Raw genomic sequence first — 17,360 nt, forward strand, 5'->3', positions numbered from 1 at the left:
CTGTTGACCGGCCCGTCCTCTTGTCTGCGGTTCTGCCTCAATGCCCGCCGCCGGGGTCGCCGTTTAGATCAGCGCATTTCCTCCAGCGGGGTCACGCCAAGAATACCAAGACCCGACGAAATCACAACGCCGACCGCACGGGGGAGCGCAATTTTCGCAGCGGTGGCTTGGGGATCGCCGTCCTGCACGAAGCGCAGGTCGGTCTGGTCGTTGCCCCGGTTCCACAGCGCATGGAACTCGCTGGCGAGTTCGTAGAGGTAGAAGGCGATGCGGTGCGGCTCGTTCCCGCGCGCCGCGATCTCGACGAGGCGCGGCCATTCCGCCAGCTTCTTGGCGACCTTCAGCTCGGCCGGATCGGACAGATGCGACAGGTCGGTCTTCGAGATCGCCGCATCGGAGATGTCGACCCCCTGCGCCTCCGCCTTGCGCAGGACCGAGGACATCCGGGCATAGGCGTACTGCACGTAGAAGACCGGGTTGTCCTTCGACTGCTCCAGCACCTTGTCGAAATCGAAGTCGAGCGGCGCGTCGTTCTTGCGGGTCAGCATCACGAACCGGGTGACGTCGGGGCCGACCTGGTCGACCACGTCGCGCAGCGTCACGAAGGTGCCCGCCCGCTTCGACATCTTGAATTCGGCGCCGTCCTTGAACAGCTTGACCAGCTGGATCAGCTTGATGTCGAGCGGCACTTTCCCGCCCGAAAGCGCGGCCACGGCCGCCTTCATCCGCTTGACATAGCCGCCGTGATCGGCGCCGAACACGTCGATCAGCGCGTCGTAACCCCTTGAAACCTTGTCGTAATGATAGGCGATATCGGGGGCGAAATAGGTCCAGGCGCCGTCCGACTTCATCACCGGACGGTCGACATCGTCGCCATGCGCCGTCGACTTGAACAGCGTCTGCTCGCGCGGCTCCCAGTCCTCGGGGGTCTTGCCCTTCGGCGGCTCCAGCACGCCCTGGTAGATCAGCCCCTTGGCCTTCAGGTCGGCCAGCGCCTTCTCGATCTGGCCGGTGCCGTAGAGCGACTTCTCGGAATAGAAATTGTCCATCCGCACGCCGAGCGCGGCGAGATCCTCGCGGATCAGCGCCATCATTTCCTCGGTGGCGAATTCGCGCACGGACTCGAGCCAGACCTCTTCGGGCTGGTCCAGATAGTCCTCGCCGACCTTGTCCTTGAGCTTCTCGCCGACCTCGATCAGGTAGTCGCCGGGATAGGTGCCGTCCGGGAAGCTGACCTCCTGGCCGTGGGCTTCGAGATAGCGCAGGTAGACCGAGCGGGCGAGCGTGTCGACCTGACCGCCGCCGTCATTGATGTAGTATTCGCGCGTGACCGCGTAGCCCGCATAGTCGAGAAGCGAGGCCAATGCGTCGCCGAAAACCGCGCCGCGGGTGTGGCCGACATGCATCGGTCCAGTCGGATTCGCCGAGACATATTCGACGTTGATCTTCTTCCCCGCCCCCAGGTCGGAGCGCCCGTAGGCCGGTCCGTGGGTGAGAATCTGCGCAACTTCGGCCTGCCAGGTGGCGGCGGTCAGCGTCAGGTTGAGGAAGCCCGGGCCGGCGACATCGGCCTCGGCCACGCGCGGGTCCGAGAGCAGCTTTTCGGCCAGAGCCTCGGCGATGTCGCGCGGCTTCATCTTGGCCGGCTTCGCCAGCACCATCGCGGCATTGGTGGCCATGTCGCCATGCGAAGCGTCGCGCGGCGGTTCCACCGTCACGTTCTTGGTGTCGAGCCCTTCGGGCAGCTTGCCCTCCGCCACCAGAGCGTCGAGCTGGGTCAGGACCAGGTCCTTCACTTCGGAAAACAGGTTCATAGCGTCCACCTTTGCCTCGGCGCGGTGTAGCATCCGCAGCCGGGGCGTCAACGGCCTGCCATTGAAAGCCGGGCATTTTGCCCGGCCGCCGCCGCGTCACGCGCCCGGCACCGCATGGAAGGCCAGCGGCGCCCGCTGGCGGCGGCTGGGGCCCTCGGCAGCACCGCGCGCTGGACACGGCCATTCCGTTGCGGGCAGCGATGGTGGCAGCGGGATGGCGCAGCGCAGGATCAATTCGGTCATGGCGAACCCGAACCGCTTCCCGGCATGCCCCTGCCTTCGCCACCGCCGCGCCCGCCCCGGCCAGCGCCGCAACCGTCGGCCTGGACGGAAAATTGCCGAGCGGGCGGAAGAGCCTGCATCGGCCCGGGAAGAACACTCCCGCGGCCACGATGCACTTGGCCGGTGTGCCGAAGCAGACAGCAACCGGGACCCAAGCCGGGGAAGGATGCCGAAAGCACGGGCCGTCGCGGAGATGCCGGAGCCACCGCAAAGCGAGGCAGCAGCAAATCCTAGAGGTATCTGAGCGTCTCGGCGCAATGCTGGCGGTGGGCCTGGAGCGCGTAGCGGTCGGTCATTCCGGCGACGTAATCGGCCACCATGCGGGCCAGGCGGCCCTCCTGCGCGACCAGGGCCTGCGCGTGCCAGCGTTCGGGCAGCAGCTCGGGATGGTCCATGTAGAGCGGGAAGAGTTCGCGAATCACCTGCTCCGCCTCCTCGCGCTTCTTCATCACCGAGGGCGCGCGGTACATCCGCTCGAACAGGAAGGCGCGGATTTGCTTAAGGTCACTCCACATCCGGGCGGAGAACTGGACCACCGGCGCGCCGGCCGCTCTGATGTCCTCCACCGAAGCAGGGGCCAGCGCCTCCAGCAGGCCCCGGCTGGTGCCGATCACGTCCGAGACCATCACGCCGAAGACCCGCCGCAGCGCCTCGTGGCGCCGCCGGATTTCTTCCGCACCCGGATAGAGCCGGTCGACCTCGGCGAAGGCGGGCCCGAGGATCGGCAGCGCCATCAGGTCGTCCTCGGCGAACAGCCCGGCACGCAGCCCGTCCAGCAGGTCGTGGTTGGTATAGGCAATGTCGTCGGACAGCGCCGCCACCTGCGCCTCGGCGCTGGCATGGGTCTCCAGCTCCAGGTCATGCTGGGCATTGTAGGTCGCCAGCGCGGCGGGCACGGCGCCCAGCACCGGACCGTTGTGCTTGGCGATGCCTTCGAGGCATTCCCAGGTCAGGTTCAGCCCGTCGAACGCGGCATATTGGGTCTCCAGCCGCGTGACGATGCGGATCGCCTGGGCATTGTGGTCGAAGCCGCCCCAGGGCTTCATGCAGTCGTGAAGCGCGTCTTCGCCGGTATGCCCGAAAGGCGTGTGGCCGAGATCGTGCGCCAGCGCCACCGCCTCGGTCAGGTCGCTGTTCAGCCCCAGCGCCCGCGCGATTGTCCGTGCCACCTGCGCAACTTCGATGGAATGCGTCAGCCGGGTGCGGTAGTAGTCGCCTTCGTGCTCGACGAAGACCTGGGTCTTGTGCTTCAGCCGACGGAAGGCGTTGCAGTGGATGATCCGGTCCCGGTCGCGCTGGTAGGGAGAACGGAATCCGCTCTCCTCTTCGGGGTGGAGGCGTCCGCGCAGCCGCTCCGGGTCGCTCGCATAGGGCTGGCACATGGCGTGCTGCTTTCTTGTCTGTGGCCTGACCAACACTTATATTGCCTGACCTGAGCTTCCAAGAGCGGAGAGCGCCCCCATGGATCTGACCCTGCCCCCGAAAGTGACCGAGCGCGCCTTCCAGCGCATCGCCGAGATCAATGCTTCCTCCACCGGCCAGAAGGCGCTGCGCGTCGCGGTCGAAGGCGGCGGCTGCTCCGGCTTCCAGTACGAAATCACGCTCGACGAACCCGGCGACGGCGACCTCGTGCTCGAAGGCCAGGGCCAGAAGGTCGTGGTCGACGAGGTCTCCCTGCCCTTCCTGTCGAATGCCGTGATCGACTTCTCCGAAGAGCTGATCGGCGCCCGATTCGTCATCGAGAACCCGAATGCCGCCTCCTCCTGCGGCTGCGGCACCAGCTTCTCGATGTGATCCCGGCCCGGCGGGCCGCGGCGCGGCCCGTCAGCGCTTGCCCTGGATTTCCTTGCGGCGGCGGCGGTCCTCGGCGACGTAATTCACCGCGCGCTTGGCCAGCGGCATCATGCCCCAGAATTCCGGCGCGGGCTTCTGCTTCTGATGGGCCTGGGCATTGGCGATCCAGGGCTCGACGAAGCTGACGCCGCATTTCGCCACCCGCTCCAGGTCGCGCTCGAACTCGCCGGCCAGATGGGCGAAGAGCCCGCGCGGCATCTCCATCTTCACCGACGCGTTGATCACCCGCTGCTCCCGCTCCTCGTCGCCGCGACGGGGCAGCTTGACCGGGTCGAGCCCGAGGAAGCCCTGCACGTCGTCGAACAGCCCGGCCGGGCGGGCGGCAATGTCCTCGAAATTCAGCACCAGCGATTTCTCGGGGCCGAAGGAGGCCATCATGTTCTCGATCGCGGCACCGTAGAAGCTGCTGTCCACCAGCATGTGATGGCGGGCGAAATCGCGCAGCGCCTCGGTGCTCCAGACATGGAAGCGGTGGATGTCTCGGGTCAGTTCGGCATGGAACTTCATGTGCGACCACAGCCGGTCGATCGGATCGCGCAGCAGGATCAGCGCGCGGGCGTCCTCCGCGATGCCCGCCATGTCGGCGAAGCCCTCGGCGCGGGCGAGGAAGTTGGTCGTGCTGAAATCCAGCGCCCACTTGTCCTCGGGCACGCCGGCGAACAGCCCCCGGTACCAGTCGTCGTTGACCGGCCCGCGCAGATAGCCCTTGTACCATTCCATGCTGTTGAGGAAGCCGCGGTAGCGCTTCATGCTGACGCCGCCGGGCTGCCAGTTCTCGGCCATCTGCGCGTCCCAGGGGCTGCCATAGGCGCCGGGATCGGTCACCTCGGAGCGGCCGAGCTCGGAATCGAAGGGCACGAAGCTGGCGCGGCGCACATGCACCGCGAAAGTCGCCAGCCGCGACTGGTCGGTCAGACGGTCGATGCCGCCATATTGCCGGAGGAAATAGTGGATTTCCTTGCGCGGCACCCGCCCGATCCCCGGGTTGCGCACCAGCGCCGAATGCAGCCAGGTCGTTCCGCCCTTGCTAACCCCCAGACAATACAGAAACTTCTTCACGCTCTTCTCCGCCCGCTCCGGTTGTTTCCGCAAAACCTAGCCGATCGCGCGGGGAGCTGCCAGAACTGCGCCGACGCAGGGACGCCTTGACACGGGGGGGCGGCTCGGACGACCTGCAGCCGAGGCCGCAAGAGGACAGCACCGATGAAGATCGCCACTTTCAACATCAACGGGATCAAGGCGCGGCTGCCGGCGCTGCTCGACTGGCTCGACGAGGCCAAGCCCGACGTCGCGGTGCTGCAGGAGCTGAAATCCGTCGACGAGGGCGTCCCGCACGAGCCCTTCGAGGAGCGCGGCTACGCGATCGAGACCCACGGGCAGAAAAGCTTCAACGGGGTGGCCATCCTGTCGAAGCTGCCGCTGGAGGACGTGGTGCGCGGCCTGCCCGGCGACGAGAGCGACGAGCAGGCGCGCTGGATCGAGGCGACGGTGGCCGGCGAGCGCGCGGTGCGGATCTGCGGGCTCTACCTGCCCAACGGCAATCCTGCGCCGGGGCCGAAATACGACTACAAGCTCGCCTGGCTGGAGCGCATGGAGGCACGGGTGAAGGAGCTGCTCGCGCTGGAGGAGCCGGTGCTCTTCGCCGGCGACTACAACATCATCCCGCAGCCCGAGGATGCCGCGAAACCCCAGGCCTGGATCGACGACGCGCTGTTCCTGCCCGAGACGCGCAAGGCGTGGCGGCGGCTTCTGGCGCTGGGGCTGACCGATGCCCTGCGCGCCGTGCATCCGCACCGCCCGCCGGCCGAAAGGCTGCGCGACTTCACCTTCTGGGACTACCAGGCCGGGGCCTGGGACCGCGACAACGGCATCCGCATCGACCACCTGCTGCTCAGCCCGCAGGCGGCCGACCTGCTGGAGGACGCCCAGATCGACCGCGCGATCCGCGGCCGGGTCAAGCCATCGGACCACGTGCCGGTCTGGATCGAGCTCGCCGCCTGAGGACATCCCTGCCGGGCGCCCCGCCCGGCGGCACCGTTCCGACAATGCGCCGGGCGCCTGGCGGCTAGGCGGCCGGGTCGCGGCCCGGCGCGGCCACGCGGGCGGCGGCGGCCGGGTCCTCGGCGGCGACGGTCTCCTCGGCCGCGCCCTCCGGCCCTTCCCCGGCATCGAGCGCCAGCGGCACATGCATGTAGGGCGCGGCCGGGAATGGATGCAGCGCGGGGGCATGCCGGTCGAGGTCCTTCAGCCAGGGCCCGGCCATCGACAGCCCCATCGCGGCGACCTTCTCCAGATCCATCCGGAAGCTGGGCACCATCGCCGACAGCAGCTTGGCATCGAGCGCCCGGCCGCGGCCGGGCGTCCGCGCCTCGGCGCGCTGCTGCACCCCGCGGCGCATCCCGGCCGGGTAGTCGAGCCCCAGGAATTCCAGAACCTCGCCCACCACGCCGGCCGGATCGGCTTCGATCCGGTCGAAGCTGAGGATCAGCCGCTTCTCCGGGGCGAAGGCGCGCATCACCCCCTCGACCACCGGCGCGTAGAGACTGGAGCCCATCAGGTGCTGCTGCCGGATGTAGCTGGCCGCCTGCATCGGCGTCATCGTGTCCAGATCCTTCTCTCGGCGCGACAGCCGCAGCTGCAGGCGGAGATGCGACCAGAGCCGGTCCAGCGGGTTGCGCAGCACCAGCACGGCGCGCGCGTCCGGCGCGAAGCGCGCCATCGCCTGGAACCCCTCGGGCACGACCAGCCCGTTGGTGGTGCTGAAATCCAGTGCCCAGGCGCCGTCTTCCACGTCCTGGAACAGCCGCCGGTACCAGGCATCGCAGACCGGCCCCTGCAGGTAGCGGAGATACCAGGCCAGGTCGTCGGTCAGCCGGTCGTAGCGCACGGCACAGGGCCCGCCCGGCGCCCAGTAGCCTTCGGCATCGGCGGGACCGGCCGCGAGCCCGGCCATCGGCACGCGTTCTGCCACGCCGCGCTGGTCGGACGGCTCGACGATCGAGGCGGCGTTGACGAAATTGCGGAACTGGGTCTGGCGCGCCGCCTCGGTCAGCCGGTCGACGCTGCCGTACTGGCGCATGAAGTAATGGATTTCCTTCCGCGGGACCCGCGGAATGCCGGGATGCGCAATCAGCTGCGAATTCAGCCAGGTCGTCCCGCAGCGCGGCATCCCCGCACAGAACAAGAGCTTTCTCATCAATCGCTTTCCCCGCCAGTCTCCCGACCCGAGCCTAGCATGCAGCAAAGGCAATGGGATAGTCCGGCACCTTCGGAAAAGCCCGGGAAAGCCCACCTTTCGCGGCGGCTGCCGGACACTCCGGTCTCGGACCGGACGGGCGCGGGTCCCTGCAGTCCCGGATAGGCCGCCGCCTAGCGAAGCTGCGCAAGATCCACGAAATACATCGCGACAAAGCGAAACCTGTCCAGAACGACCAGCCGGTCATTCCCGTAGAGCTTCGTGATGATGCCGCGCAGCTGCTCGTCCAGGATCATCAGGTCGACCATGAGGATCGCGGCGATCTTCGGCGGCTCCTGAATGTCCGAGTCGGCTGCATCCGACCAATAGCTGCGCGCCCTCTGCGAATAGCGGCCGCCATTGTCATCGAGATAGTCCTTCATCCGCTGATAGGTGCGGAGTTCGGCAACTTCTTCCGGTCTCAGAAGAGCCATTTCGGAACCCCCATTTCGGCGAGAGCCCAAATCACCGTGCCGAGGCTCACGTAGAAAATCAGGATAACCGTGAGCCAAAGCGGCAGCCGTCCGGTGCGTCCCCTGCCGGACAGCGCGGCGAGACAGGCCATCAATTGAAGCATGCAGAGCGCCAGCGCGCCCGAAACATAGGCTGCGATCCGGACAAGCCCGGGCTCGTCGATGGACAGCAGCGTCGGCGCCCGGAGAAGCCCGATCGTGGCGACCAGAACCGGAAACATCAGCCCCAGCAAGGTGGTCCCCGTTGAAAGGAGCTTGCCGGTCAGGTCGTGGTCGATGCCCGGATGCGGGCCTGTGGGGCCGGTCATTCCATCATCCGCCCGAATGTCCGGGTTTCGGGATTGAGTTGCAGCAGCCCGGCAGGGCTCTCGATCATGCTGTCCCGCATCGCCGCAATGATGTCATATGGCGTAGCTGCCTCGCCCAGGCGCGCAACCGCCTCGGTTACCGACAATGTGATCGCCCGGGACTGATCGGCGACCGCTGTACCGTTCGAGGCCCCGCCGACCGGCAGGAAATACTGGTATGGCAGGGCAATTGCATTCTGCGGCAGGCTGAACCCGCCAAAAGCCGGTGCCTTCAAATCTGCGATCAGGGCGCCTGGCGCATTTTCCGAAACGAGAGGGATCGCGATCGGCCCGAACAGCCCGACCACCAGCCGGGCTCCGTCCAGCTCGGCGGCCCGTTTCGCCGCCATCACCTGGCTGGGGCCGAAGCCCGCGTCATAGACAAGGATCGAGATGTTGCAGCTGCCATTCCCGGCAGCGCTCTGGATGCCGCGGACGACATCCGCGCCCACCGAAGCATAGGGTCCCGTCTGCGGAACGATCGCCGCGATCGCGAAGCGGGCGCAGGTTATGGCCTGTGCCCCCGCGGGCCCGGCGACCAGAGACGCGCCAAGACCACCCAAGACGACCCTTCGCTGCATGATTTCCGCCGCCTCCCGCCTCCCGGAACGTCGAATTCAGGATAACAGATGCATGGCGTTCCGGTCTACCGCCGGTGGCCATGGCAGGCTGCATCCCGGTCCGTTCCGAAGGTCCGGCGAGGGGGAAGCCGTCGAGAACGTATGCAGCCTGCTCCCGGCAACAGGAAAGCCCGCCCCCATTTCGGGGACGGGCCTCAGTCTCTTGCAGCTGGTGCGGGGCTCAGCCCAGGCGCGACGCCACGTTTTCCCAGTTGACCAGGTTGTCGAGGAAGTTGGTCAGGTAGGCCGGACGCTTGTTGCGGAAGTCGATGTAGTAGGAGTGTTCCCACACGTCGCAACCCAGCAGCGCGGTCTGGCCGAAGCAGAGCGGGTTCACGCCGTTCTCGGTCTTGGTGACCTTCAGGCCGCCGTCGGTGTCCTTCACCAGCCAGCACCAGCCCGAGCCGAACTGGCCCGCGCCTGCGGCGGCGAAGTCTTCCTTGAACTTGTCGACCGAGCCGAAGGACTCGGTGATCGCCTTCTCCAGCTCGCCCGGCATCGCTGCCTTGCCCGGGCCCATCATTTCCCAGAACTGGACGTGGTTCCAGTGCTGCGAGGCGTTGTTGAAGATGCCGTTCTGGGCGACCGCACCGGCCTGGTAGGTGCCGGCGATGATGTCTTCCAGCGACTTGCCTTCCCACTCGGTCCCGGCAATCAGCTTGTTGCCGTTGTCGACATAGGCCTTGTGGTGGATGTCGTGGTGAAACTCGAGGGTTTCCTTGGACATGCCCAGATCGGCAAGCGCATCATGGGCGTACGGAAGGTCGGGAAGTTCGAAAGCCATTTTGGACCCCTCACAGGTTATTGGTCGTGCCCTGTATAGAGGCCTCCTGCAGGAGCACGTCAACCCCGGCGGGGCGCTGGCACGGGTTTTTCCCTGACATGCCGTGCGGCGCGGAACTTTCCCGCTTTGCGCGCGTTTTGCGCCTCGAGGCGGGGCAATCCGGCCGTTCCGGACGGGAATGGCCGCGTGCGGGCCGCGGCTTCAGATTGTCACAGAGCAACCTGCCATGCGCCGGTCAGCCGATCTCGCCGCCCGCCCGCGCCGCCGCCGCGAGCAGCTCGAAGGCATGCGCCGCAGCGGGACGCCCGCAGTACACCGTCGCTCCCTGGGCGTCGAAGCGCAGCGCCGCGGCATGCGGCCCCAGCCGCGACTGCACGAAGCTGCCGGGCGGCGGCGTGCCGTCGAGCAGCTCCAGCGGCACCAGCTTGGCCAGCACCTCGCCTGCCCGCACGCCGTCGAGCCTCAGCCCGACGTGTGCCTCCGAGACATCGGCCGCGAGCGACGGGCGCCCGGCCAGCTCCGCCTTCAGCGCCGGCAGCAGGACGGCCGCCCGCGGCGGCTGGCAGACCACCAGGAGTTCCCGCGGCCCCATCCAGCCGGTCTCGCCCGAGGGACCGCCGAAGATCCCGCCCGGCTCCGGCAGGCGCAGTCCCAGCCGCTCCAGCGCTGCCGCCAGCGCCTCGTCCTGGACGGCATGGAGCGCGATCATCCCTGCGGGCGGCGCCTCGGAGATCCGCACCAGCCCGGCCATCCAGCGCCCGTCAAGCACCCGCTCAGCCATCTGCCCGCGCCTCCTCCGCCGCATGGAAGACCGGCCCCGTGATCCTTGCCTGCAGCACCCGCCCGTCCGGCGCGTCGAAGTCCAGAAGCTCGCCGCTGCGCCGCGCGCCGCCCGGCACCAGCCCCAGAGCGATGCCGCGGCCGCGGACCGGCGACCAGCAGCTGGCCATCACCCGCGCCCCGTCCGCAGCCGCCACCGACCCCTCGGGCAGGACCGCGCCGTCCGGCGTCAGCAGCCCCGCCAGCTGCGGCCGTGAGGGATCGGCCATCGCCGGCAGCCCATGCGCGGCCTTGCCGATATAATCCGCCTTGCGCGGCGACACCGCCCGGCCCAGCCCCAGATCCTGGGGCGCCGCGCCCAGGGCGGCCGCGCGGCCGATCCCGGCAAAGCCCCGGCCGATGCGCAGCGCCCGCAGCGCCGCGGTCCCGCAGGGGACGGCTCCCGCCGCGGCGAGCATGTGCCATAGCTCCGGCGCGCGTGACGGCGCCACCGCGATCTCGTAGCCCAGCCCGCCCGCCAGCGCGTAGCGGAACAGCCGGACCGGGATGCCGCAGAGCTGCCGGTCGCGCCAGTGCATGACCGGCAGCGCGGCGTCCGACAGCTCGATCTCTCCGGCAAGCTCGGCCAGCACTGCGCGGGACCCGGGACCTGCCAGCGCGATCTGCGCGAACTGTCCGACGATATCGGCGGCGAAGACCTGCCAGCCGGGCCAGCGCTGCTCAAGCAGCCTGCGCAGATGCGCCTCGAAGCGCGCCGAAGTGGCGGGCGAGGCATGGCAGAGCCAGGTCTGCTCGTCGATCCGCGCCACCATGCCGCCGGACAGAACCGCGCCATTTTCGCCGCAGGCCAAAGCATAGCGGCAGAAACCGGGCGGCAGGGTCCCCAGCGATCCGGCATAGGCCATGTCGAGGAAGCGGCCCGCATCCGGCCCGGCGACCAGCAGCTTGCCCACGGGCGACACATCGGCCAGCGCCGCGCCCTGCCGCGCCGCCCCGGCCTCGCGCAGCAGCGCCGCGCGCCCGGAATCGGCGCCGCGCGGAAAGCTCTCCGGGCGAAGCCACGGCCCCGCCTCTTCCCAGGCTGCGCCATGGGCCGCGTGCCAGCCGTGCAGCGGCGTCCGCAGCACGGGCCGGGCGGGCAGCGCATCGTCCGGGAGCAGCGCTTCCGCCCAGTCTGCCAGACCGGTCCGGCTGCGGATCAGCGGCACGCCGCGGGCCAGCGCCTCGGCATCGAGTTCCGCACCGCCGATCCCCGAGGCACGGCAGGGACCGCGGCCGAGCGTCGGCAGGTCGGCAACGGACAGGTCCCGGCCAAAATCGAAGATCGCGGAGCGCAGCAGGGCCGGAGACGCCCCGGATGGCAGCAGCCAGCGCCCCTCGGCCGGGCCTTCCTCCTCCTCCGGCGCAGCTGGCAGTGCGATCCGGTCCGGCAGGACGAGACCCAGCGCGGCCACGGCGCCGGCGGCGGCCAGTGCCGCGTCCCGCAGCACCTCGGCGGACCCCGCATGCCCGGCAGCCTGGCCTGCCGGGCGGAGCCAGACCGTGCCGTCCGCCGCCGCGGGCAGCGCCTCGGGATCGGGGCGGAACATAGCGCGGCTCTCGTCCCACCAGAGCGTCCCGCCCGCTTGCAGCAACAGCTCCGCCTCCGGCGCCCAGCCGCCCGACACTGCCACCGCATCGCAGGCAATCCAGCTGCCATCCTTGCCGTCGCCATCCGCCGCGCCGATGCGGGCCGCCTTCACCCGGCGCCTGCCGCGTATGCCGGTGATCGCCATGCCCGGCGCAACACGAAGCCCTGCCGCTGCCGCCTCCGCGGCAAGCGGGCCCTGCGCCTCCCCGCGGAGATCGGCGATGCAGGCCACTGCCACGCCCGCCCGATGCAACGCCAGCGCGGTGCGGTATCCGCCGTCATTGCAAAGCGAAACCGCAACGCGGCGGCCAGGCGTCACAGCGTGATTGAACAGCAGATCGCGCACCGCCGAGGCTAGCATGACCCCCGGCACGCCATTTCCGGGAAAGCAGAGCGGGAGTTCCGTCCCGCCGGTGGCGAGGATCACCTGCCGGGCGCCGATCTTCCAGAGGCGGCGGCAATCCCCCCCGTCGCCCGCGGCGGTTTCCTGCGCGAAGACCAGACCCTGGGCACCGATGCGCACGGCCTCGCATCCCGGGCGGAGCCGCACATTCGCCATCCGTTCCAACTGCGCGCAGGCCGTGGCGATCCAGTCGCCTGCCGGCACCCCGTCCAGCCGCACCCCATCCGCCGGAGCCCGCCCGCCGAACCGCGGCGCGCGTTCGAGAAGCAGGACCTTCGCCCCGGCCGCGCCCGCGGCAACTGCCGCCTGCAGGCCGGCAATCCCGCCGCCAACCACCAGGATATCGGCGAAATAATGGAGGATTTCGGAAGGTACGCCGTCCGCCAAGGACGATTTGGGGCGGACAGGCACCGTACCGTCATCGCGCCTGCCGCCCGCGGAACTGCTGCCAAAGAGGAATGACAGGGCGCGGACAAGGTCCGGGCGGCCGGCATCCGGCCCGGTCACGCCCATCCCCTGCTGCAGGGGCATGGCCAGCGACGCGCCCGGCAGAGCCAGGCCATCCGCCCCGGCCACCGACAGGCCGATCTCCGCTTCGCCCCGGCCTGTTCCGAGGACGCCGCGCGCCGCGCCGTCCCGGGATGACCGTCCGATCGCGGCCATGCCGCTGCCGATCAGCGCCGAGGCAAGCGTGTCGCCTTCGAACCCTTTCAGGGCGCGGCCGTCGAAGGTGAAGTCCAGGCGGCGGCTCCGGTCGATCCGGCGTCCGCCTTCGGGCAGGCGGCAGCTCACGCGCCGCCCCCCGCGCATCTGGTCCGCAGACCGTCACGGGCCGGCGGTTGCATCATGCGACCGCCCTAGGGACATAGAGGTCAGCCGTTGTCGCCGGGCAGGTCGATCTGGATCTCCGCCTCGTTCTCGCCGCCGAAATCCCCGCCCGTGTACACATAGGCAACCACGCCGACCAAGGCGGCGACGCACACGCCGAGAATGAAGGTAAGGGTGGCATTGGGGGACTTGCGTTCCATGGGGACTGCTCCGTTTCCGTTTCTCCGGGGCAACCAACCCGCGGACATGTCCGGAAGTTCCCGGCCGCGTGAACGGCCCCCTCTGTGCGTCGGCGGTTGCATGCCGCAACCGGCATGCCGACCGTTCGTCCCAAGGCATTTCCCGCAACCGCGTCCCGGCGAGGCAATCGCGCCCCCTTCCCTTCAGTTTCAGCAGCTTGCGGCCAGAACTTCACGCGACCGCGACATGACGAACCAAACGGGCCCGATGGCTGGCGATCCATTTCCGCCCGGCCATCGCAAAAGGACCTCCCCGGGTTTCCGCCGCCCGGCCGGCTGTCCCGAGATGCAGCCGCCCGCCGATCGGCGGGTGGCTGCCGCCCCAGTCTTGCCGGGATTCGCCCATCCGGACCACAGGAAAGCGCGGACGCCCCGCTGCCGGGACGCGCAGGGAATTGCGACTTCCGGGGAATTGACCGCCTGCCGGGGCGAATCCGGGTTTTGCACGGATGAGGAAGCGCTTATGTGAGGCACATGAGCTTCTGGATCCTTTCCCTCCTGCTGGCGCTGATCGTGGTCGTCCCACTGGTCTACGCCCTGGCCCGCCAGAGCGGCGCCGCCCGCGCCGCCGCAGATTTCGACATTGCGGTCTACCGCGAACAGCTGGGCGACGTGGAGCGCGATCTCGAGCGCGGCGTGATTTCGCCGGAAACCGCCGAGCGCACGCGCTTGGAGATTTCCCGCCGCATCCTCGAAGCCGACCGCAGCCGCAAGGGCGCCAAGGCCGGGGCTGCCCCCAAGGCAGCAACCTATGCCGCGGCCGGGCTCGGCCTTCTCGCGCTGGTCGGCGGTTCGCTCGCGCTCTACTGGCGGCTCGGCGCCCCGGGCTACGGCGACCTGCCGCTGAAGGAAAGGATCGCCATGTCCGAAACGCTGCGCGAGACGCGGCCGGACCAGGCGAAGGCCGAGGCCGAGCTGCCGCAGCAAGCCGCGCCCGCGGCCGACCCGGAATACCTGGCGCTGGTCGAGCGGCTGCGCCGGACCGTGGCCGAGCGCGGCGAGGATCCGCGCGGCTACCAGCTGCTGGCGCAGAACGAGGCCAATCTGGGGAACTTCAGGGCCGCCTATGCGGCGCAGCGCAAGCTGCTGGAACTGACCGGCGACGACGCCCCGGCCGATGGCTGGGCCGAGCTGGCGGAGCTCTACATCCTGGCGGCGGGCGGCTATGTCAGCCCCGAAGCCGAGGATGCGCTGGACGAGGCACTGGCACGAGACCGCGCCAACCCGCTGGCGCGCTACTACATGGCGGTGATGTACAACCAGACCGGACGCCCCGACCTTGCCTTCGGACTCTGGCGGCAGCTGCTGGAGCAGAGCCGTCCCGACGCGCCCTGGGTCCCCGCGATCCGCGCCCAGATCGAGGAGGCCGCGATGCGGGCCGGCGTGCGCTATTCCCTGCCGCCCGAGGCGCCGGCGGCAGGCCTGCCCGGCCCGTCGGCCGGCGATGTCGCCGCCGCACAGGAGATGGCCGCCGGCGACCGCCAGGCAATGATCCGCAACATGGTCGAAGGCCTTGCCGAGCGGCTGGCCTCGCAGGGCGGCAGCCCGGAGGAATGGGCCCGCCTGATCGGCGCGCTCGGCGTGCTGGGCGAAGCCGAGCGGGCACAGGCGATCTTCGACGAGGCACGCACGGTCTTCGCCGCCGACCCGCAGGGCCTGGCAACGGTCGAGGCGGCGGGCAAGCAAGCGGGGCTGGACCTGTGATCACCGACGACCTCTCCGAATTCGCCGCCGCCCTGCCGCCCTTCGGCGCACTGGCCGGCCTGGATCTGGGCACCAAGACGATCGGCGTCGCGGTCTCGGACACGATGCGCGGCGTCGCCAGCCCGATCGAGACCGTCAAGCGGAAGAAGTTCACGCTGGATGCCGAGGCGCTGCTGAAGATCATCCGCGCGCGCGACGTGAAGGGCATCGTTCTCGGCCTGCCGAAGAACATGGACGGGACCGAGGGCCCGCGCGCCCAGTCGACCCGCGCCTTCGCGCGGAACCTCGCGCAGCTGACCGACCTGCCGATGGGGTTCTGGGACGAGCGGCTGTCGACCGTGGCCGCCGAGCGCGCGCTGCTGGAGGCCGATACCTCGCGGCGGCGCCGGGCCGAAGTGATCGACCATGTCGCGGCCGGCTTCATCCTGCAGGGCGCGCTCGACCGGCTGCGCCACATCAAGGGAGGCTTCGATGGCTGACGGCATCAAATCCCCCTGCACCGGGGTCTGCACCGTGCATCACGAGGCGCGGCTCTGCATCGGCTGCCTGCGCAGCGTCGAGGAAATTTCCCGCTGGAAATTCTACAGCGACGCAGAGCGCGAGGCGGTGATGGCGGAGCTGCCGTCCCGCGCCGGACGGGTGCCCCAGCGCCGCCGCCGCAGGCAGCGCTCCGGCCCGGAACAAGGCTGAGCCGCTATTCCGCCGCCAGCGCGCCGGGAATGAGCGCCAGCGCCTCTTCCACGATCTCGGCCCCCGCGCCGGGACGCGCCGCAGCGGTCGACAGATGCCGCCGCCAGGCCCGCGCGCCCGGACGTCCCGCAAACAGCCCCAGCATGTGGCGCGTCACCGAATGCGCCCGTCCGCCCGCATCCACATGCGCGGCGATATAGGGGATCATTGCGCGTGCCGCGTCCTCGGCCGAGCTGTCGGGCCCCGCGGCCCCGTAGATCCGCCGGTCGGCCGCCGCAAGGATGGCGGCAGGTTCATGATAGGCCGCGCGGCCGATCATCACCCCGTCCAGCCCCTCGGCCAGGAACGCCTCCGCCTGCTCCAGCGAGGCGATGCCGCCATTGACCGAGATGTGCAGCTCCGGGTAGCGGCGCTTCATCGCCACGACGAGCGGGTAGTCGAGCGGCGGAATGTCCCTGTTTTCCTTGGGACTGAGCCCCTTGAGCCAGGCCTTGCGCGCATGCACGGCGAAGCGGCGGATGCCCGAGGCGGCGACCGTCTCGAGGAAGCGCGGCAGCACATCGGCCGGATCGTCCTCGTCGACGCCGATGCGGCATTTGACGGTCACCTCGGCTGGGCTCGCCGAGATCATGGCGGCAGTGCAGCGGGCGACCAGATCAGGATCCTTCATCAGCACCGCGCCGAAGCAGCCCGACTGCACCTTGTCCGAAGGGCAGCCGACATTGAGGTTGATCTCGCAATAGCCCGCCTGCCAGCCGAGCGCCGCGGCCTCGGCCAGCTCCTCCGGCTCCGACCCGCCGAGCTGCAGCGCCAGTGGACGCTCCTCCGCGGCATGGTCCAGCAGGTGCAGCGCGCCGCCGCGGACCAGCGCGGGCGCGGTCACCATTTCGGTGTAGAGCAGCGTTTCCTTCGACAGCTGCCGGTGCAGCATCCGGCAATGCCGGTCGGTCCAGTCCATCATCGGCGCCACGGAAAGTCGAGAAGCCTTTTTAATCAGCAACTTATGCTCCATGTTCTCGCTGTGTTCACGCTCCGCTGCGTCAGAATTTTCCATTATATTTCAACGTTGCCCAACTTCACTTTTCGACCGATAGTCCTCGGGACTACCAAAATGCTCTCGAGGACTACCGGCATGGGCACCATTATAGAGCGCGAGCGCAAGGATGGCACGACCTCATTCCGCGCGCAGATCGTCATCAAGGAACGCGGCGAGACTCTGCACCAGGAGAGCCGCAGCTTCGACCGGAGGATGACTGCATCTGCATGGATGAAGCGTCGCGAGAAGGAGCTCCGGGCCCCGGGCGGGCTGAAGGCGGCACGCGGCTCCGGCGCGACGCTTGAAGAGGCGATCCAAGCCTATGTGAAGGATCACCGGGAGCGAATTGGAAAGACGAAGGCCCAGGTGCTGAGAGCGATCGAGATGCACGACATTGCCAGGATGCGCTGCGACGAAATCCGCAGCGACGACATCGTGGACTGGGCACGCGGGCTGCTGGCAGGCAGGAGCGCCACGACCGTCTGCAACTACCTATCCCACCTATCCGCTGTTGCGGCTGTTGCGGAACCTGAGCTTGCCCCCGGATCCCGGACTGGGCCGATATTCACTATGCGGCCATCTTGGCGGCCATGTCGATCCTTGCCTGCTCCGGCGTGCGATATCCGATGCTCGAGTGGCGG

Annotated in this window: 17 protein-coding genes and 1 pseudogene; 6 read left to right on the forward strand and 12 right to left on the reverse strand. The window is 69.0% G+C overall.

Translation table 11 applies throughout. The features are described 5' to 3' along the window. Positions 1 to 68 precede the first annotated feature (68 nt). Both argS and HCC78_RS23785 read right to left on the reverse strand, forming a co-directional pair. Positions 69 to 1,814, reverse strand: a complete 1,746-nt coding sequence (gene argS / locus HCC78_RS23780; protein ID WP_172331273.1) for an arginine--tRNA ligase — start codon at positions 1,812 to 1,814, stop codon at positions 69 to 71. A gap of 512 nt (positions 1,815 to 2,326) precedes the next feature. Continuing rightward, positions 2,327 to 3,478: a deoxyguanosinetriphosphate triphosphohydrolase gene (locus HCC78_RS23785; protein ID WP_172331274.1), complete on the reverse strand. Its 1,152-nt coding sequence runs from the start codon at positions 3,476 to 3,478 to the stop codon at positions 2,327 to 2,329. 85 nt (positions 3,479 to 3,563) lie between these two features. Between HCC78_RS23785 and HCC78_RS23790 the strand changes: the two genes are divergently transcribed. Then, positions 3,564 to 3,890: an iron-sulfur cluster assembly accessory protein gene (locus HCC78_RS23790; protein WP_172331292.1), complete on the forward strand. Its 327-nt coding sequence runs from the start codon at positions 3,564 to 3,566 to the stop codon at positions 3,888 to 3,890. Positions 3,891 to 3,920: 30 nt separating this feature from the next. Here HCC78_RS23790 and HCC78_RS23795 read toward each other — a convergent pair whose 3' ends face one another. Continuing rightward, positions 3,921 to 5,009: a sulfotransferase gene (locus tag HCC78_RS23795; RefSeq protein ID WP_172331275.1), complete on the reverse strand. Its 1,089-nt coding sequence runs from the start codon at positions 5,007 to 5,009 to the stop codon at positions 3,921 to 3,923. A 144-nt stretch (positions 5,010 to 5,153) separates the two neighbouring features. Between HCC78_RS23795 and xth the strand changes: the two genes are divergently transcribed. After that, positions 5,154 to 5,951 (forward strand): exodeoxyribonuclease III, encoded by a 798-nt coding sequence (gene xth / locus HCC78_RS23800; protein ID WP_172331276.1) that lies wholly within the window; start codon positions 5,154 to 5,156, stop codon positions 5,949 to 5,951. 64 nt (positions 5,952 to 6,015) lie between these two features. Here the strand turns inward: xth and HCC78_RS23805 are convergent, their stop codons facing one another. The 8 genes from HCC78_RS23805 to HCC78_RS23840 form a co-directional block, all read right to left on the reverse strand. Beyond that, positions 6,016 to 7,146, reverse strand: a complete 1,131-nt coding sequence (locus tag HCC78_RS23805) for a sulfotransferase (RefSeq protein WP_172331277.1) — start codon at positions 7,144 to 7,146, stop codon at positions 6,016 to 6,018. A 173-nt stretch (positions 7,147 to 7,319) separates the two neighbouring features. Next, positions 7,320 to 7,619, reverse strand: coding sequence for a hypothetical protein (locus HCC78_RS23810; RefSeq protein ID WP_172331278.1), 300 nt, complete (start codon positions 7,617 to 7,619; stop codon positions 7,320 to 7,322). Further along, positions 7,607 to 7,966, reverse strand: a complete 360-nt coding sequence (locus HCC78_RS23815; protein WP_172331279.1) for a hypothetical protein — start codon at positions 7,964 to 7,966, stop codon at positions 7,607 to 7,609. Before HCC78_RS23815 ends, HCC78_RS23810 begins: the two co-directional genes overlap by 13 nt. Beyond that, complete coding sequence (locus HCC78_RS23820; protein WP_172331280.1) at positions 7,963 to 8,586, reverse strand: hypothetical protein; 624 nt, start codon at positions 8,584 to 8,586, stop codon at positions 7,963 to 7,965. Before HCC78_RS23820 ends, HCC78_RS23815 begins: the two co-directional genes overlap by 4 nt. 220 nt (positions 8,587 to 8,806) lie before the next feature. Beyond that, complete coding sequence (locus tag HCC78_RS23825) at positions 8,807 to 9,409, reverse strand: superoxide dismutase (protein WP_172331281.1); 603 nt, start codon at positions 9,407 to 9,409, stop codon at positions 8,807 to 8,809. Between the two features lie 235 nt (positions 9,410 to 9,644). Further along, positions 9,645 to 10,190 (reverse strand): sarcosine oxidase subunit gamma, encoded by a 546-nt coding sequence (locus tag HCC78_RS23830; protein ID WP_172331282.1) that lies wholly within the window; start codon positions 10,188 to 10,190, stop codon positions 9,645 to 9,647. Continuing rightward, positions 10,183 to 13,014, reverse strand: coding sequence for an FAD-dependent oxidoreductase (locus HCC78_RS23835; RefSeq protein WP_172331283.1), 2,832 nt, complete (start codon positions 13,012 to 13,014; stop codon positions 10,183 to 10,185). The genes HCC78_RS23830 and HCC78_RS23835 overlap by 8 nt, the downstream gene beginning before the upstream one ends. Positions 13,015 to 13,094: 80 nt before the next feature. Further along, positions 13,095 to 13,250, reverse strand: coding sequence for a hypothetical protein (locus tag HCC78_RS23840; RefSeq protein WP_172331284.1), 156 nt, complete (start codon positions 13,248 to 13,250; stop codon positions 13,095 to 13,097). A gap of 513 nt (positions 13,251 to 13,763) precedes the next feature. On the opposite strand from HCC78_RS23840, the gene ccmI reads away from it, so the two are divergent. Genes ccmI through HCC78_RS23855 form a run of 3 tightly spaced genes read left to right on the forward strand, consistent with a single transcriptional unit; the run spans position 13,764 to position 15,683 of the window. Beyond that, complete coding sequence (gene ccmI, locus HCC78_RS23845) at positions 13,764 to 14,993, forward strand: c-type cytochrome biogenesis protein CcmI (protein WP_172331285.1); 1,230 nt, start codon at positions 13,764 to 13,766, stop codon at positions 14,991 to 14,993. After that, positions 14,990 to 15,472, forward strand: a complete 483-nt coding sequence (gene ruvX, locus HCC78_RS23850; protein ID WP_172331286.1) for a Holliday junction resolvase RuvX — start codon at positions 14,990 to 14,992, stop codon at positions 15,470 to 15,472. The genes ccmI and ruvX overlap by 4 nt, the downstream gene beginning before the upstream one ends. Then, positions 15,465 to 15,683 carry a DUF1289 domain-containing protein gene (locus HCC78_RS23855; protein WP_172331287.1) on the forward strand — a complete coding sequence of 73 codons (219 nt, stop codon included), beginning with the start codon at positions 15,465 to 15,467 and terminating at the stop codon, positions 15,681 to 15,683. Before ruvX ends, HCC78_RS23855 begins: the two co-directional genes overlap by 8 nt. A 4-nt stretch (positions 15,684 to 15,687) precedes the next feature. Here HCC78_RS23855 and dusA read toward each other — a convergent pair whose 3' ends face one another. Then, entirely contained in the window at positions 15,688 to 16,695 is a 1,008-nt protein-coding gene (gene dusA, locus HCC78_RS23860) for a tRNA dihydrouridine(20/20a) synthase DusA (protein WP_172331288.1), read from the reverse strand. 120 nt (positions 16,696 to 16,815) lie between these two features. On the opposite strand from dusA, the pseudogene HCC78_RS23865 reads away from it, so the two are divergent. Then, positions 16,816 to 17,360, forward strand: a pseudogene (locus tag HCC78_RS23865) (hypothetical protein); the annotation flags it as partial.

The organism is Mangrovicoccus sp. HB161399, from assembly GCF_013184745.1.
GTDB lineage: Bacteria > Pseudomonadota > Alphaproteobacteria > Rhodobacterales > Rhodobacteraceae > Mangrovicoccus.

Excerpts from the sequence above, each read along its gene's own strand:
- HCC78_RS23815 (WP_172331279.1), bottom strand. The coding sequence starts at position 7,966 with ATGACCGGCCCCACAGGCCCGCATCCGGGCATCGACCACGACCTGACC.
- argS (WP_172331273.1), bottom strand. The coding sequence starts at position 1,814 with ATGAACCTGTTTTCCGAAGTGAAGGACCTGGTCCTGACCCAGCTCGAC.
- ccmI (WP_172331285.1), top strand. The coding sequence starts at position 13,764 with ATGAGCTTCTGGATCCTTTCCCTCCTGCTGGCGCTGATCGTGGTCGTC.
- HCC78_RS23830 (WP_172331282.1), bottom strand. The coding sequence starts at position 10,190 with ATGGCTGAGCGGGTGCTTGACGGGCGCTGGATGGCCGGGCTGGTGCGG.
- dusA (WP_172331288.1), bottom strand. The coding sequence starts at position 16,695 with ATGGAGCATAAGTTGCTGATTAAAAAGGCTTCTCGACTTTCCGTGGCG.
- xth (WP_172331276.1), top strand. The coding sequence starts at position 5,154 with ATGAAGATCGCCACTTTCAACATCAACGGGATCAAGGCGCGGCTGCCG.
- HCC78_RS23810 (WP_172331278.1), bottom strand. The coding sequence starts at position 7,619 with ATGGCTCTTCTGAGACCGGAAGAAGTTGCCGAACTCCGCACCTATCAG.
- HCC78_RS23840 (WP_172331284.1), bottom strand. The coding sequence starts at position 13,250 with ATGGAACGCAAGTCCCCCAATGCCACCCTTACCTTCATTCTCGGCGTG.
- HCC78_RS23785 (WP_172331274.1), bottom strand. The coding sequence starts at position 3,478 with ATGTGCCAGCCCTATGCGAGCGACCCGGAGCGGCTGCGCGGACGCCTC.
- HCC78_RS23855 (WP_172331287.1), top strand. The coding sequence starts at position 15,465 with ATGGCTGACGGCATCAAATCCCCCTGCACCGGGGTCTGCACCGTGCAT.
- HCC78_RS23820 (WP_172331280.1), bottom strand. The coding sequence starts at position 8,586 with ATGCAGCGAAGGGTCGTCTTGGGTGGTCTTGGCGCGTCTCTGGTCGCC.
- HCC78_RS23825 (WP_172331281.1), bottom strand. The coding sequence starts at position 9,409 with ATGGCTTTCGAACTTCCCGACCTTCCGTACGCCCATGATGCGCTTGCC.
- HCC78_RS23805 (WP_172331277.1), bottom strand. The coding sequence starts at position 7,146 with ATGAGAAAGCTCTTGTTCTGTGCGGGGATGCCGCGCTGCGGGACGACC.